Annotated in this window: 15 protein-coding genes; 1 reads left to right on the top strand and 14 read right to left on the bottom strand. The window is 42.4% G+C overall.

Annotation, left to right across the window (positions count from 1 at the left end; genetic code table 11):
- Positions 1-21: 21 nt before the first annotated feature.
- Positions 22-1,479 (bottom strand): hypothetical protein, encoded by a 1,458-nt coding sequence (locus ACQVGS_RS03540; protein WP_198098055.1) that lies wholly within the window; start codon positions 1,477-1,479, stop codon positions 22-24.
- Between the two features lie 94 nt (positions 1,480-1,573).
- Here ACQVGS_RS03540 and ACQVGS_RS03535 point away from each other — a divergent pair, with 94 nt between their 5' ends.
- Positions 1,574-1,960 (top strand): UPF0715 family protein, encoded by a 387-nt coding sequence (locus ACQVGS_RS03535; protein WP_198098056.1) that lies wholly within the window; start codon positions 1,574-1,576, stop codon positions 1,958-1,960.
- A gap of 44 nt (positions 1,961-2,004) precedes the next feature.
- Here ACQVGS_RS03535 and ACQVGS_RS03530 read toward each other — a convergent pair whose 3' ends face one another.
- The 13 genes from ACQVGS_RS03530 to ACQVGS_RS03470 form a co-directional block, all read right to left on the bottom strand.
- Positions 2,005-3,462 (bottom strand): tetratricopeptide repeat protein, encoded by a 1,458-nt coding sequence (locus tag ACQVGS_RS03530; protein WP_198098057.1) that lies wholly within the window; start codon positions 3,460-3,462, stop codon positions 2,005-2,007.
- 127 nt (positions 3,463-3,589) lie between these two features.
- Positions 3,590-5,353, bottom strand: coding sequence for an ABC transporter ATP-binding protein (locus ACQVGS_RS03525; RefSeq protein ID WP_400153196.1), 1,764 nt, complete (start codon positions 5,351-5,353; stop codon positions 3,590-3,592).
- A 178-nt stretch (positions 5,354-5,531) separates the two neighbouring features.
- Positions 5,532-5,891 (bottom strand): hypothetical protein, encoded by a 360-nt coding sequence (locus tag ACQVGS_RS03520; protein WP_106019618.1) that lies wholly within the window; start codon positions 5,889-5,891, stop codon positions 5,532-5,534.
- A 14-nt stretch (positions 5,892-5,905) separates the two neighbouring features.
- Positions 5,906-7,813, bottom strand: a complete 1,908-nt coding sequence (locus ACQVGS_RS03515; protein WP_151174540.1) for a DUF6792 domain-containing protein — start codon at positions 7,811-7,813, stop codon at positions 5,906-5,908.
- A gap of 1 nt (position 7,814) precedes the next feature.
- Positions 7,815-8,540 carry a lipoprotein YvcA gene (gene yvcA / locus ACQVGS_RS03510; protein WP_151174541.1) on the bottom strand — a complete coding sequence of 242 codons (726 nt, stop codon included), beginning with the start codon at positions 8,538-8,540 and terminating at the stop codon, positions 7,815-7,817.
- 251 nt (positions 8,541-8,791) lie between these two features.
- Positions 8,792-9,412, bottom strand: a complete 621-nt coding sequence (hisIE, locus tag ACQVGS_RS03505; protein WP_105953987.1) for a bifunctional phosphoribosyl-AMP cyclohydrolase/phosphoribosyl-ATP diphosphatase HisIE — start codon at positions 9,410-9,412, stop codon at positions 8,792-8,794.
- On the bottom strand, positions 9,409-10,167 hold the full coding sequence (gene hisF / locus ACQVGS_RS03500) for an imidazole glycerol phosphate synthase subunit HisF (RefSeq protein WP_491830967.1): 759 nt from the start codon (positions 10,165-10,167) through the stop codon (positions 9,409-9,411). The genes hisIE and hisF overlap by 4 nt, the downstream gene beginning before the upstream one ends.
- Entirely contained in the window at positions 10,164-10,901 is a 738-nt protein-coding gene (gene hisA, locus ACQVGS_RS03495; RefSeq protein ID WP_106019622.1) for a 1-(5-phosphoribosyl)-5-[(5-phosphoribosylamino)methylideneamino]imidazole-4-carboxamide isomerase, read from the bottom strand. Before hisA ends, hisF begins: the two co-directional genes overlap by 4 nt.
- Positions 10,898-11,536, bottom strand: coding sequence for an imidazole glycerol phosphate synthase subunit HisH (gene hisH, locus ACQVGS_RS03490; protein ID WP_151174542.1), 639 nt, complete (start codon positions 11,534-11,536; stop codon positions 10,898-10,900). The genes hisA and hisH overlap by 4 nt, the downstream gene beginning before the upstream one ends.
- Positions 11,537-12,121, bottom strand: coding sequence for an imidazoleglycerol-phosphate dehydratase HisB (gene hisB, locus ACQVGS_RS03485; protein ID WP_106019624.1), 585 nt, complete (start codon positions 12,119-12,121; stop codon positions 11,537-11,539).
- Positions 12,118-13,401 carry a histidinol dehydrogenase gene (hisD, locus tag ACQVGS_RS03480; RefSeq protein ID WP_105953991.1) on the bottom strand — a complete coding sequence of 428 codons (1,284 nt, stop codon included), beginning with the start codon at positions 13,399-13,401 and terminating at the stop codon, positions 12,118-12,120. The genes hisB and hisD overlap by 4 nt, the downstream gene beginning before the upstream one ends.
- Complete coding sequence (gene hisG / locus ACQVGS_RS03475; RefSeq protein ID WP_024122983.1) at positions 13,398-14,039, bottom strand: ATP phosphoribosyltransferase; 642 nt, start codon at positions 14,037-14,039, stop codon at positions 13,398-13,400. The genes hisD and hisG overlap by 4 nt, the downstream gene beginning before the upstream one ends.
- On the bottom strand, positions 14,032-15,207 hold the full coding sequence (locus ACQVGS_RS03470; protein ID WP_316961112.1) for an ATP phosphoribosyltransferase regulatory subunit: 1,176 nt from the start codon (positions 15,205-15,207) through the stop codon (positions 14,032-14,034). The genes hisG and ACQVGS_RS03470 overlap by 8 nt, the downstream gene beginning before the upstream one ends.
- Positions 15,208-15,383 lie beyond the last annotated feature (176 nt).

The following is a 15,383-nucleotide window of genomic DNA, read 5'->3' as shown; positions in this document are numbered from 1 at the left end:
TTGACTCGGGGTTTTATCTAATTAGAAGGTCTTTTTAAATGATTGTTTAGGAAATACATCTACTAGGTATTTAAAAGAACCTGTTCCTGAAACAGAAAATCTATAAAGAGTTTGAGCCTTACCTGCCATGGATACTAAATAAATCTCATGATTCGGTGCTTTGTCATGTTGCCCACTAATTACAAGTGAAGAATTTGTCATTGTTAAAGTCCAACGAGAATCAATTGACGGATAAGAAACTCCTGGAACTCCTGTTCCAAAAGGAATTTTTGCAGTATGATAAAAAGTGAAAGAGAGTTTTTTACTTGAAGCAGCGCCGACATCGATAAAAATTCCCTTGTTTGAGGCTACATTGCTTTCAAGAACTTTATTGCAATTCTTATCTGAACATCTATACGATTTTCCTATTTTCTTTTCAGCTAACCGTATTGATGTTGGGTTTTGAAATTGCAAATTAACCATAGAATGAGTACGACTACTTGAAGCATCTCTATTAAAGCCTCTATTGTCGCCTTTTAAATAGCCCCCTTTAATAAAATTGGGATCTGCTACAGTTTTATAAGGAATAAAAGTATTATAAATAATACTAAACGCATCTGTTTTAGAATATGTGCTTTGCGCTTTTACTAAACTAGACGATCCTTTTTGAGATTTTACGTTACTAGTTTCAACAAGTTGATTTTGAGTTTTTAATGACTCTTCTGAAACTTCTGGCACATCAACAATGCTGGATAAAACTGCACTTATATTATATAAATTATCTTTTTCATCCATACTTAATTTTTTCTTATCAATCTTTTGTTTTTTTAATTTTTTATTGACTTTATTAATTGATGTCTTGCCAAGTGGAACTTTTGTTTCTACCGTATATGTATATCTTTTTCCAGTTTTAACATTTGTATCACGATAGTTTAAATTTTTAGTTACTTTAATAAGCTTCTCATTTTTATATATTTTATAAACATTATTGCTTCCTGTGATTTTATTCCAAGACAGAGAGACCCCATCAGAACTAGATTGAACTTGCAAACCGTTTTGTTCTATCGATTTGTCAACGCTTTTCTGTTCGGGATATTCATTAATATCCTTATTGTATTCCAATTTTTTATTTTCAAGATCACTATTTTTGCTTAAAATTGTAAACCCTTCCGACTGAGCTTTTGGTTTTTCTTGTTGAATTTTAGAACTATTATCAATTTTAATCGCAATTACTTTTGATAATTTTTTTTTGTTATAAACACCTATTTTATACTTTTGAATATTTTCACTGATATTAACCTTCAATTTATTAGAAGAACCATTATAAATTAATTTGTTTTTTTCATCATAAACCTTAAAATAGTCCCCTTTTTCTTGCACTGTTATGTTAGCAATACTATTATCTTTATTAATAATGACATCTTGATTCGAAGCTGCAATTGCACTCTTTGAAAATGAAATCATTAAAAATAAAAGTAATAAACCTAGAAACTTTTTCATGTGAAACCTCCAGTTGATTATTGATTTATAACGGATAATATATTAACATAGTACTATACGTATTGGCAACAATTACTAAGGTGGAGATTTACATATGAGGAATAAAAATTTATTATTTTCATTTAGTTTCATAATCAGGTTAATTCTTACTTTGATTACTAGCTCAATAGTTCTTGATATCTTTGTATCTATATTTTTATTTTTGAAAAATGGTGTTTCTTTTTCTTATTTTGAAGTCTATTTTTTATTTTTCTTAATTTTCTATGCTGTTTTTGCTCTTCCTGTACAAGTTATACTGAACACTAAACCGAAAAAATTAAATCCTAAATACCTATCTATTTACTTTTTGGTATCAATCTTGATAAATGTACTATTAACATTTTTCAGTTCTACAAGAGATATCCAAGAGGTTATTTTCACTACATTAATCAGTTCTTTAGTATTTTGGATTACAGACTCCATCTTTACACAAAATAAATAGAAAATAACAAAAAGAGGCTGTTTAAATACAGCCTCTTTTTGTTATTAAGATTCTAAAATTGCATCAATTTGTTTAATATATTTGATTAACGTGCTTGGCGAAATACAAAATTTATCAGATATATCTTTTTTATTAACCTTTTCGCCGTGAGCTTCTTTCCAAATATAAGAGATTGCCGCTGCCCAGCCTCTCTCATTTTTCAGCGGCCCCGCTGCGCGGATTTGCTGTATCACATGGAATACCCAACAGCTCATGACTTCTGTTTTCATCTCATCTTGTTCTGCTTCTTCCAGCAATTTAACCGTTTGATAAGCGAAAAGCGCATCCTGTGACACATCTGCTGCTGCGGAATCTCCGTTCAAGAGCAGCTTAACAAAATGGTTTTCAAAAGGAGCGGTGATGCGCTTCGAGCGTATCACGGCTTCAAGATGCTCCGTTTCACCCTTGGTGCTGCTGATATAATAGGCCGCCAATCGCTGTTCTACTGACGAAGGAAGTACTTCCCGCCGCTCAATCCACGGAGCCGGACGGTCTGCTCCTGGATATTGCGACTCGACTTTTCTCCATACCGTTTCGGCAAATTCTTTATGGCCCGTAAAGTAAGCAGAGCACGAGAGCCAGTAGTAGAATGTGTCGTCTCCTTCAAAACCGCTTTTATATAGTGATCTGAGCCATTTGTACCCGATATCATATCGGGCGACAAGCGACAGAGTGGCACCCAGTTTATAGCGCTGTTCAAATAACATCGGATATACATTTGAAAGCTGATCACTCAGCTCTGCCACCTTTTCATCTTCTCTTTCATAATAGTAGAAAACGAGAAGATTACATAACGCGTGAAGATTTCCTTCATTATGATTCAGCACTTGATAAGCCGTTTGTTTTGCTTTCACAACATTGCCGGAATAAAAGTGGGCAAGGGCGAGATTATTATAAGCGGACCAAAGCTCAGGATATTCGTGTGTGATTTCCTCAAGGGCCGCAACGGCTTCAGCAAGCTGACCGCTTTCAAGCAAAGACTTCGCCCGGTCCTGTTTGATGAGCAATTCATCCTGATCATATAAAGAATCCTCAGGCCCGCCGTCTCCTAAATCAAGCAGTTCAAGCAGACTATCATTCTCTTCGGAAAATTCACCGTCCGGATCAGCGTCTGAATAAGCGGCAGCTTCTTTATAGGCTTCCTGAAAGAGTCCCAGATGGGCAAAGTTATTTGCTTTAAAATAATGGCATTCCGGCATTTCCGTCTCCAGATTCGCCAAAATATAATCAAGCAAATCGTTTGATTCCTGGTATTGCCCCATCTCAGAATAAATGACCGCAAGCTGCGAAAGCATCTCTGAATCCTTCGGCTCCAAATGAACCGCGCGCTGGATCAGTTTGCTTGCCCGCTTCAGATTGCGTTCTTTATACGCTTTCAAACCTTTATGAAAGAAATAATGTCCATCTTGAAGCAACTGGACAATTTGTGCGTGATTTTTATGTTCAGAAGTGTGTTTTCCCACAACTACCCTCCGTTTTATACAATATTACCGTCAGTAGTATACCATAAATCGTAAGCCCCTCAATAGTTCAAAAGGAAGGATTGGGAAAATCCCTCCTCTTTTTTTTACTGGCTGAATCGACCAGAATTTACCCGGCTTTGTTTTCTAAATCTGCATTCATTTTAAGCTGCTGCTCAGCAAAATCTCTGTAAAGGTCATGGGAAGCCATTAATTCATGGTGCGTGCCGCGTCCCGTAATTTCCCCTTTTTCAACAAATAATAGCTGATCAGCATCTACAACAGTCGATAAGCGGTGAGCGATGACAATTGTTGTACGGCCTTCCATCAGCACCTCAAGTGCCTGCTGCACTGATTTTTCAGATTGGCTGTCGAGGCTTGAAGTGGCTTCATCCAGCATAAGAATGCTCGGATCTCGAAGAAGCGCTCTCGCAATCGCGATTCTTTGCCTCTGTCCGCCTGACAGCATAATACCGCGTTCTCCCACCTCTGTATCAAGCTGATTCGGCAGTTCCTTAATAAAATTGAGCGCGTATGCCATCTCTGCAGCTTTTTCGACTTCGGCATCCGTTACATCACGTTCCAGCCCATAACAAATATTGTCTCTGATCGTTCCCGACATTAAAGGACTTTCCTGTGACACGTAGCCGATATGGTGACGCCACGATTCGAGCGAATACGTATCCACCGGCTCGTCTCCCAGCCGAATGGTCCCTTCAGTCGGAGAATAGAAACGTTCAAGCAGCTTAAACAGCGTGGTTTTCCCGCCGCCGCTCGGCCCAACAATTGCTGTTACTTTTCCCGCTTCAATCACGGCGCTGATATCCTTCAAGATCATCTGCCCAGGCTTATAGCCAAAGGACACTTGATCAAGCCGGATAGGCAGATGCGCGTTGTCAATTTGGTTACCTGTGACGGTATCTTCCTCTTCCTCTGCCAAAATCTCAATCATCCGTTCCGTTGCACCGATTGATTTTTGCAGCTGTGTGAAGAACGTTGTAATCTGGCCCATCGGCATAATGATTTGAAACAAATATAAAATAAAAGCAACGAGTGCTCCGGCAGTCAATTCGCCTGATGACACCTGCATACCGCCGTATCCAATAACAGCCACGAGTGCGGCCATTAATACGAGAGAAATAAGCGGCCCGACAAGCGATTGCACCTTCGCTTCACGAACCCCCAGCTGGAATAATGAAGAAATCCCCAGCTTTCCTCGTTTGTATTCGACTTCCTCTGCATTTGAAGCCTTCACAAGCCTGATTTCCGGAAGTATTTGATTGAGCAACCCTGTAAAACGTGCGGTTTCATCTTGAGTTTCCCGAGAAATGGAGAACATCTTCTGGCCGATCGGCACTAAAATCAGCGCAGCTAATGGAACAACAACTAAAACAAGCAGCGTCAGCTTCCAGTTCATAATGAATAAGATGGTGAGTGATCCAATGACCGAAATGATGCCTGTTATAAATCCGCTGATGTGGCTGGTGATCAGCTCTTTTACCACCATCGTATCATTCGTGACCCGGCTGACAGTTTCACCGGAAGCGTTAGTATCGAAATAAGATACAGGAAGCTTTATTAATTTCTTCCATAATAAATCCCTTAATCCAGAGATGATTTTTTGCCCGCTATAGTTTAGCGCGTATGTAGCGTAGGCGCTTAAAGCGGCTTGAATAAGAAATACGAGCGCGATCAGCCCGATTTGCGTGCCGGACAGTGCTGACATGGAAAAACCGTCGACAAGCTGTTTCGTTAATAAAGGAATCAGCAGGCTGACCAGTGTTGTCACAATACTGAGAATCAGCGCAAAAGCGAGCTTTCCATAGGATGGGTTTGTCTGTTTCACTAATGCAAAAAAGGCTTTGAATTTTCTTTTAGGTTGCTGTGTTGACATAGTATTTTTCCTCCTGTTTCAATCCCTTTACGCGGTCAGCAAGGTTGAACGGAATATAATAGGATTATTTTTACTCTTTCTAAATCATAACAATGGAGAGAGACTTTTTCAGTATATTTTTCTTGTACACTGAAAATAAAAATCCCCTATTCATGACTCGAATAGGAGACGTTTCATATTATAGATCCTTTTCAGGCTTCTTTTTTCGATACGTTAAGGTAACCTCTTGCTGTCTCAGGTCTTCAATGATCATCTTGAACCGGTCAACCTTTGCAGTATGCTCTTCTTTTATCGTTTGAAGTGCAGTTTTCTGCTTTTCGCTTTTCGATTCAAGCTCTTCTTTTATTTTTTTGACAATCATTCCTTTTTGCCCTTTGATTTCTTCTTTTAATGCAGACTCAAATTTTTTAGTCAGGCTGAGAATGTCGTTGATGGGTTTATTGAGACTGCTTGCTTTCCCCTTCATTTCGTCATGGGTTAGAAACATATAGGTGGTTGATACAACTTCTGTTTCACTTTCTGAAAATAAGGAAGTCACTCTGTCTATTCCTCCTAAGGCTGAAAATCGAATAGCTGTGAGATCATTTCTTCTTTTTCAAATAGCTTTTCGATGCTCTCGCGGATATTTTTGATAAAATTCTTTTTTTCCGATGTCTGTTTTTTTAGTTCTGCAACAATTCCGTCATTAGCAGGGAGAGCACCTGTATGGAACGATTCATGAACTGATATTTTCTCTAATTTATCGAATGTGTGACTGAAACCGGCCGCAAGCCGGAATTGAAGATCGAAGGCATATTGCGAAGGGTTTTCTTCCATATGTTGAATCGACGTGATGATTGCCTGTTTTTTGTCTATAAACTCATCATCGATTTCCTGACGGAATACCTTTTGGTACGCGGAAATCGCATCTTCCATATCTTCAACAATCTTCATGCCGTTTTGATAGATTCTGACAGCGGAAGAGATATTGACTTTAATCGTTTCTCCCGAGCCGCCCTTCCCTGTAAAATAAATATCGGAGCCTTTATAGCTAAAGCCTTTTTCCTTTGATAATGCGTTCAGCATTTGAACGATGCTGTGGCCGTCGACGATGAGTTTTAATGCGTCTTTTGTTTCTGTGTCGAGTGTTTCAAAAGAAGAAATCATTGATTTTACATACTCCACAATTTTACCAACATCATTTAGAGCTTGCGTGAATTGGCCATGCTTTAGATGATCAATGAAATCATCGTATTGTAATTCTATACCTTTCATACTCGCATTAAGATTAGATAACTCTTTTTTTATGACTTTTTTCTGTGTATCATCAATATAACCATTTTCAGCAAGCTGATCTACAATAGGCCCGCTGTTTCCCAACAGGGTGTGAAGAAAACCTAAAAAGGCTGGCAGCTGCTCTTTAATTCGGCCATACATTTGCTTAACATCATCAAAATTTTCATAAACAACACTTGCTTTCGCTAAAACGCCGTCTGTATGCTTTACTTTTTCTATCAATTCTATGTCTATTCCGCTGGCTGCCTTTACAAAACCGTTTAAGCCGTCTTTTTCATAGTCGTCCTTATATTTTTGAAGGTATTCCTGCATCGACCTTACGTCTTCATCAGGAATCCCATCCATAATGTTTCTGATGCCTTTCACACTTGTGTTCGTATCCGCCATCTTCACATCGCCGAATGTAATGAAATCCGCCTTGCCGCTGACTCCGTACAGCGGGTCATCTTTTGATATGCGTTGGGTGATGTTTGCTGTGACGCCTTTGTCTTCATAATATTTTTGGATTTCTATTTTTAGCTTTTCTGATGGGATATCATTAATATCTTTTAAGCGTCTAATATGAAATTTATGCATTATCTTATCTCTCAAATTCAAATCAGTTGCTAATAGGTGATCAACACTTATTTGAGCTCCGTTAACTCCATAAACTTCATCAAATTCCCCATCAATTAATTGAACCATCACCTGATTATTATTAGCCAGTGAGTGACCCATAGCAAAGGTCTTTAAATCATTAGAATCCTTTGTTTCTTTTTTTGCATTTCTTGTAAACTCTTTTGTCGCTTGATACTGGCTGTCATCTATCCCTAAAAAGAGACCAAAAAAATTATATGACCAGTCCTCGTTATCAGCACTACCCTCTGAAATAATATGAAGCTGATTAATGTGTTGTTTGTCATCCTTAATATAAATAGCTGTACCATCATATCCGGACTCTCTTATTGATGTATCTACTTTTGATTTTTTTTTAATAAGTTCATTTGATGTATATATTTCCACGTTTTTTGGAAGCTCTTGGTGTGTTTCTTCTTTATAAATTCTTCGGACCTCAGCTTCAAAATCGGCTTTAGCCTTCTTTGTTTCATGCTCATTATCAGAAGCAAATTTTTCTTTATAATCGTATTCTAAGTTAATTAAACGGAGTTTCACATTTTCATTTTCAAATATATTTTTGTTTTCCATTCTATTTCTCCTTTTTAACTTTTAAAAAGGTAATGGAGTCTATTATTTTTTGAACTTTTTGTCTGGCTTCTTCTTCTTTTAATGAACAAGGTTCTTCATCTTTATAACAAGCAAATCTAAAGGAATATTCTATTCCTAGATAATCCTTTTTGGTAGATTTAACATAGCCAAAAAATCTATAAGAATAATTGTTCTTTCCGTCTACGTCATCAAAAACACTTTTCTTTTGAGCAGAATATACAATTTTATCAGATAGCTCTCTTTCTCCGTATTTTCCTTTATAACCGTTTCTTCCGCTTACGATGTCAAGCATTGTATCCTTGTCATTTGCAAAACTTTTGTCTTGATGATAATCCAGTTGACCATCATATTGAATGTTAGTTTTTTTATTAAAACTATCAAATACTATTGTTTCTTCATTGTCTCCTGTACTGGACATATCAGGTACGTATTCCCCATCCGCCGGAAACAACATCCTAAACCCCTTCAGCTTAGACTCAAGCAAATAATACCCAGGCTCCTCTTCCTTCGTTGACACCATGTACTCTCTCGTTTTCTCATCCTGAAACGCGGGAACTTGCGGCAGGTCTTTTGGATCCATGTCTTTTGGTTTTACGGCTTCTGTTTTATTTTCATTGTTTTTGCTGTTTTTTTCGTTGTCGTTCATACTACATCCTCCTGTCAGGGCAAGTAATAAGCTGAAGCAAATAAAGATAATTTTTTTCATTACGAACCTCCAAGGGTTTTGTGAGATCATTCTATTTTTCAAAAGTAATACTATTGACCCGGTTTCAGGGGTGATTATATTATCCTTTTCCATGTTACATCATGGCGGAATTTGGATAAATAGGAAATCAGACTTGGTTTTGACCTTCTTTTATCCATTCGGAATGTGAAACACCTATTGCATTACTAAATACCCATTACATTTTTCTTACAATAAAAAAAGAGCCGTTATCCATAGGCTCTTTCCATTTACTATTCAGAATGGCGTTTTCTCAGCACTTCCAGCACATCATCCAGCGGTAATGCTTGTTCTCTGAGCAGGACAAGGAGATGATACAGCAGGTCTGCCGCTTCCCATTTCAGTTCCTCGTGGTCACGGTTTTTGGCGGCGATGATGACTTCTGATGCTTCTTCACCGACTTTTTTCAAAATCTTATCGACGCCTTCATCGAAAAGGTAAGTGGTGTAAGCTCCTTCAGGCATTTCCGCTTGGCGTTCTGCGATGACGCGCTCCAGCTCGCTTAAGATGTCAAATCGGCCGGAAGTTTGTTCTTCTGTCTGTTCCTTTGTAAAACAGCTGTAGCTGCCTGTGTGGCATGCCGGACCGGACGGCTCTACAAGCACGACCAGTGCATCTTGGTCGCAGTCATATCGGATGCCCTTGACGGCTTGCGTATTCCCCGATGTTTCTCCCTTGTGCCATAGCTCTTGCCGCGAGCGGCTGTAAAACCACGTTTCTTTCGTTTCCAGTGTTTTTTCGTACGATTCCCTGTTCATATATGCAAGTGTCAGCACTTCTTTGCTTGCCGCGTCCTGGACGATGGCAGGGATTAATCCGTCTTCGTTAAAACGCAGTTCATCTGCCTGTTTCATCTCACATTCACCCCGTGCTCTTTCAAATATGATTTCACTTCTTTAATTGATGTTTCTTTATAATGAAAAATGGAGGCAGCCAGCGCGGCGTCCGCTTCCCCTTTTGTAAAAGCCTCGAGCATATGCTGCGCGTTTCCTGCTCCCCCTGAGGCGATGACAGGAACCGGAACACCTTCTGACACGAGCTTTGTCAGCCTGTGGTCAAAACCCTTTTTCTCCCCATCTGAGTCCATGCTGGTCAGGAGGATTTCTCCGGCTCCGCGTTTGACAGCTTCCTTCGCCCATGCTGTAACTTCCCAGTCCGTTTTCTTTCTGCCGCCATGCGTGTAAACCTTATACGTGTCAGACTCTTCGTCGTACTTGGCGTCTATGGCGAGTACGATACATTGAGAGCCGAAAAACGCCGCGCCTTCGGTAATCAGCTCGGGACGGAGAACAGCTGCCGTGTTTACAGAAACTTTGTCCGCGCCGGCACGCAGAATCGTTTTCATATCGCTAAGCTGATTGATGCCGCCTCCGACTGTAAACGGAATCGCAAGCTTTGCAGCAACCTGCTCTACGACGTCAACCATCGTTTTGCGGCCTTCATGCGAGGCAGAAATATCAAGAAACACCAGTTCATCTGCGCCTTCCTGATCGTATACTTCCGCCAGCTCGACAGGGTCGCCGGCATCCTTCAGCTCAAGAAATTGAATCCCTTTGACAACGCGCCCTTCTTTCACATCAAGACATAGGATAATCCGTTTTGTTATCATTTCCCCTTCATCCTTTCAAGCGCCTCGCCAAGTGTAAACTGGTTGGTATACAGTGCTTTTCCGATAATCGCTCCAGAAACCCCATTCGCATGATAACGGGCAAGAGCTTCAAGGTCCGCAACGGAGCTGACTCCGCCAGAGGCGATGACAGATTTTCCGGTTTCCTTTGCGAGTTCCACTGTGCTTTCGAGATTGGGGCCTGACAGCATCCCGTCTGTCGCGATATCAGTAAAAATAAAAACTTCTGCGCCTTCGTTGGCGAGCTCTTTGCCGAGTTCAGCCGCCTTAAGACTTGATGTTTCCAGCCACCCTTCTGTTGAAACAAAGCCGTTTCTTGCGTCCAGCCCGATGGCTATCCTTTCGCCATACTCTTTCAGCATTTTTTTTACAAACGGCGGATCAGAAACAGCAGAGCTTCCCAGGATCACGCGATCGACTCCTGCCGATAAGTAATCGTAGACGTCGCTTTCCGAACGAATGCCGCCGCCGATTTCGACTTTCAGATTGAGCTTTTGTACAATTTCGATGACATGACGGTCATTTACTTTTTTTCCTTCCTTCGCGCCGTCAAGATCAACTAGATGAATCCATTCAGCCCCCTCACTTGCAAATAACGAGGCCATATCGAACGGTGAATCACCGTATACGGTTTCCTTGCTGTAATCACCTTGAACGAGGCGTACACATTTGCCGTTTCTCATATCAATGGCCGGGTATAATGTAAAATCACTCATTTTTTCACCTTCTGTTCTGCTGCCATTTTTGTGAATTGGATTAAGATAGACATTCCGACCGTGCTGCTTTTTTCCGGGTGAAACTGGGCGCCAAAGACATTCTCTTTTCCGACAACCGCAGGCACCCGCACACCGTACTCGGCGCTTGCCAAAAGCGCGCCGTCATCCACTCCGTCAATATAATAGGAATGGACAAAATAAGCGTAGCCTTCCTCCACTCCTGCCAGCAGCGGAGATTCGTTATGAAAGGAAAGGCGGTTCCATCCCATATGCGGAACCTTTAGCTTGTTTCCCTCCTGATCTTCCGGCTTCAGCCTGACTGCTTTTCCCTTTAACAAACCGAGGCCTGCAGCGGTTCCATGCTCTTCGCTCTCATCAAACAATAGCTGCATGCCAAGGCAGATCCCAAGAAGCAGTCTCCCCTCTGATACCATATCGTGAATGAATTGATCGAGTTTGGCGTTGCGCAAATTGTCCATCGCATCCCCAAATGACCCGACTCCCGGCAAAATGAAAGCATCTGCTTTCCTCAGCTCCTCTGGCATGCCAGAAACAAAGTACGGCACGCCGACACGCTCCAGCGCCTTTGAGACGCTGTATAAATTGCCCATTCCGTAATCTATCACACCGATCATTTACAGCATCCCTTTCGTTGACGGAATCCCTTTGACACGCGGGTCAATCGTTGTCGCTTCATCAAGCGCGCGTCCTAATGCTTTAAAAACAGCTTCTATCATATGGTGCGTATTTGTGCCGTAATGAACGATCACGTGCAAGTTCATCCGTGCTTCAAGCGCCAGCTTCCATAAAAATTCATGTACAAGCTCAGTATCGAAAGTTCCGACTTTCGCTGCCGGAAAGTCAGCACGCATTTCTAAGTGCGGCCGATTGCTTAAATCAATCACCACCTGAGCAAGCGCCTCATCCATCGGCACAAACGCCGAGCCGTAGCGTTTAATTCCTTTTTTATCGCCTAGTGCTTCAAGCAAAGCCTGCCCTAAGCAAATGCCGATATCTTCAGTTGTATGGTGATCATCAATATCGACATCGCCTTTCGCGTTAATGGAAAGATCAAATTGTCCGTGTTTCGTGAATAAATCCAGCATGTGTGTCATAAATGGCACGTCTGTTTTGATATCCGCTTGTCCCTCGCCGTCTATTGCGAATGCCAGCTCAATATCTGTTTCGTTTGTTTTTCTGGCGCGCTCCGCTTTTCTCATTTTGAATTCCTCCGTTCTCTCGCTTCGATTGATCTCGCATGCGCTTCTAATCCTTCCAGTCTGGCAAAAGCCGCAATGCTATCCGCATGTTCTTCAAAGGCTGATTGGCTGTATGAAATAATGCTCGATTTCTTTTGAAAATCCGTGACGTTTAATGGGCTTGAAAATCTGGCCGTTCCATTTGTCGGGAGCACATGGTTCGGTCCGGCAAAATAATCTCCGACCGGTTCAGGGCTGTATCGGCCTAAGAAAATCGCACCTGCGTGCTTGATATTGCCAAGCAAAGCTTCGGGAGACCGTGTGATGATTTCTAAATGCTCCGGGGCGAGCGTATTGACTGTATTGACCGCTTCATCTATCGTTTCAGCCACATAAATAGATCCATAATCTCTCACTGAAGCTTCCGCAATATCTCTGCGCGGCAAGGTTTTAAGCTGCTCGTTCACCTCGGCTGAAACGGCCTCAGCCAGCGGCATGGAATCTGTGACAAGCACACATGAGCTGAGCATGTCGTGTTCCGCCTGTGACAGCAGGTCAGCGGCAATTTCCCGCGGGATAGCTGTTTCATCAGCCAGCACGACGATTTCACTCGGTCCGGCAATCATATCAATATCGACATCACCGAACACCTCTCGTTTGGCAAGCGCGACATAAATATTTCCCGGGCCTGTGATTTTATCCACCGGCTCAATGGTTTCTGTTCCGTACGCCAGCGCCGCAATTGCCTGAGCCCCTCCCATTTTGTATATATCTTTAATGCCCAGCTCGGCAGCGGCAGCTAAGACTCCCGGAGACAGCCGTCCGTCTTTTCCCGGAGGTGTGACAAGAACAATTCTTTCCACGCCCGCTGTAAGCGCCGGAATGACATTCATCAAAACAGATGACGGATATGCGGCAGTTCCGCCCGGCACATAAACGCCGGCAGAGTCAAGTGCAGTCACTTTCTGTCCCAGCATTGTGCCATCCTTTCTGTGATAAAACCAGGAAGACTGAAGCTGCCTTTCGTGATATTCAGTAATGTTTTTGATCGCTTGCCTGATCACCTGCAGCAGCTGGGGATCCAGCAAGCTGTATGCTTCTTCAATTTCTTCTGTTGTGACCAATGCGCTGTCAAGCTTGATGCCGTCAAACTTGGCCGTGTAGTCACGAACGGCCTGATCACCGTTTGCTTTTACATGTTCAATAATGGATCGGACCGCTTTTCTTTGTTCTTCCGTTCCGGCATCAATTGACCGCTTGAGCGAAAGCCGATCCGCGCCGCTGATCGTTTTGATTTTCATTTTGCCGTTTCTCCTTCCACAACAAGAGATAAACGGGATGCCATTTCGTCGATGACATCATCCTTCATGCGATAGCTTACTGGGTTGACGATAAAGCGGGAGGTAATATCACAAATATGCTCTGTTTCAACGAGTCCGTTTTCTTTGAGCGTCTGTCCCGTTGATACAATGTCGACTATTCTGTCCGCAAGCCCGATAAGAGGTGCCAACTCGATAGAGCCGTTCAGTTTAATAATCTCGACTTGCTCTCCCTGCTCCCTAAAATAACTGGAAGCCACATTCGGATACTTTGTGGCGATTCTCGGCGCGACGCCGCTCCAGTCTGTATCTGGAAGTCCGGCAACCGCCAGATGGCATTTGCTGATTTTCAAATCCAGTACCTCATATACATCGCGTTCTTCCTCCAGCATGACATCCTTCCCCGCAATTCCGACGTCTGCCACGCCGTGCTCCACATATGTGGTGACATCCATCGGCTTTGCTAAAATGAAGCGGAGATTTTCCTCCGGCACGTCGATGATCAGCTTTCTGGAATCCTCAAACTCTTCCGGCAGCTTGTATCCCGCCTGCCGCAGCAGCCCTGCTGCTTCTTCAAATATTCGCCCCTTCGGCATTGCCATTGTGAGTAACTTACCCATTTTGCTCTTCCTTTCTGGCACCGATAAAATAGGTGACATTCGCAAATGATTTTGTCATCTGATCAATATTTTCAATCCCCAGTAAATCCTGAAGAACAACTTTTTTACCTTTCAAACGCTCTTCATTTGCAAAAGCGATGGCCTGCACCCGCTGTTCTTTGCTGAAAATGACAGCATCCATTTCACAAGGTTCGTCTTTCATATGGAGCGCTTCAATCATCCGGTCAATCCGAAGCCCAAAACCCGTCGCCGGCGCCGGTGAATTAAAATGTCCCAGAAGCTTGTTATAACGGCCGCCGCTGCCAATCACAAAGCCGACATGATTCGCGTACACTTCAAATAAAATCCCAGTGTAGTAGCTCATATGGCTGACCATATTCAGATCAAGACGGACATTTTCCGTACATCCGTAGTCCTCAAGAATCTCCCACAGCGCCTTCAGTTCATCAACCACACTTTTACCTTGCGCTGAATCGACGATTTCTTCAGCACGTCTGCATACTTCTATGCTCCCTCGCAATTCGAGAAGCTCAAGCAATCTGTTTTTATCAATGGAGGAAAGCGGAAGAGATTTGACGTGCTCTCTGTAGCCGACATAATTCTTTTCATATAAAAACCTCCGCAGTACGTCCGCTCGTTCAACATTCCCGAGCACCTCGACAAACAGGGCATCTGCAATGCCCGCGTGGCCGATTGCAATTTTAAATGAAGTCAAGCCGGCATTTTTTAACGCACCGACTACTAAGGCAATGACCTCTGCGTCCGCACTTGTCGTGCCATCACCGATCAATTCCACTCCAACCTGCTCAAACTCGGCAGGACGTCCGCCCTCGCGTTCCTGGGCTCTGAACACATTTGCCGCATAGCCGACTCTGAGGGGATGATCATGTTTCAGCAGCTTTGATGCCGCCACCCTTGCGATCGGCCCTGTCATATCCGGGCGAAGCACCAGTGTCTTTCCATCCTGATCCAGAAGCTTAAACAGTTGCTGCTCTTCAATTGCTGACTGCACACCAACCGTATCGTAAAACTCCAGCGTCGGTGTTTCCATAAATTGATAGCCCCATTTATCTATCATATCGGTTAACGATTGCCTCACCTTTTTTTTCGTTTCATATAAACCGGGCAGTGTATCTCTCATGCCGTGCGGTTTTTCAAACATAAACATCAACCCGAGCACCTCCGTAATTGTTTGAAGGAAAATTCCGAATCCTTTAGTTCGCTAATATGATAATATGTTAGCAGATGAAAGAATGGAAATCAATGCTTAACTTTCGCACGAATCTTTTTCGTTCAGAAATCCTCCTCCTAAATATGAAAAAGTCATGAATAAATGATGAAAGG

This window comes from Bacillus sp. SD127 (assembly GCF_058566445.1).
Note: the sequence above shows the minus strand (reverse complement) of the source record. Positions and strands in the feature narration are given on the sequence as shown.

Excerpts from the sequence above, each read along its gene's own strand:
- ACQVGS_RS03470 (WP_316961112.1), bottom strand. The coding sequence starts at position 15,207 with ATGTTTATGTTTGAAAAACCGCACGGCATGAGAGATACACTGCCCGGT.
- hisH (WP_151174542.1), bottom strand. The coding sequence starts at position 11,536 with ATGATCGGTGTGATAGATTACGGAATGGGCAATTTATACAGCGTCTCA.
- hisD (WP_105953991.1), bottom strand. The coding sequence starts at position 13,401 with ATGAAAATCAAAACGATCAGCGGCGCGGATCGGCTTTCGCTCAAGCGG.
- ACQVGS_RS03535 (WP_198098056.1), top strand. The coding sequence starts at position 1,574 with ATGAGGAATAAAAATTTATTATTTTCATTTAGTTTCATAATCAGGTTA.
- ACQVGS_RS03540 (WP_198098055.1), bottom strand. The coding sequence starts at position 1,479 with ATGAAAAAGTTTCTAGGTTTATTACTTTTATTTTTAATGATTTCATTT.
- ACQVGS_RS03525 (WP_400153196.1), bottom strand. The coding sequence starts at position 5,353 with ATGTCAACACAGCAACCTAAAAGAAAATTCAAAGCCTTTTTTGCATTA.
- hisIE (WP_105953987.1), bottom strand. The coding sequence starts at position 9,412 with ATGAAACAGGCAGATGAACTGCGTTTTAACGAAGACGGATTAATCCCT.
- hisF (WP_491830967.1), bottom strand. The coding sequence starts at position 10,167 with ATGATAACAAAACGGATTATCCTATGTCTTGATGTGAAAGAAGGGCGC.
- hisG (WP_024122983.1), bottom strand. The coding sequence starts at position 14,039 with ATGGGTAAGTTACTCACAATGGCAATGCCGAAGGGGCGAATATTTGAA.
- ACQVGS_RS03515 (WP_151174540.1), bottom strand. The coding sequence starts at position 7,813 with ATGGAAAACAAAAATATATTTGAAAATGAAAATGTGAAACTCCGTTTA.
- yvcA (WP_151174541.1), bottom strand. The coding sequence starts at position 8,540 with ATGAAAAAAATTATCTTTATTTGCTTCAGCTTATTACTTGCCCTGACA.
- hisA (WP_106019622.1), bottom strand. The coding sequence starts at position 10,901 with ATGAGTGATTTTACATTATACCCGGCCATTGATATGAGAAACGGCAAA.
- hisB (WP_106019624.1), bottom strand. The coding sequence starts at position 12,121 with ATGAGAAAAGCGGAGCGCGCCAGAAAAACAAACGAAACAGATATTGAG.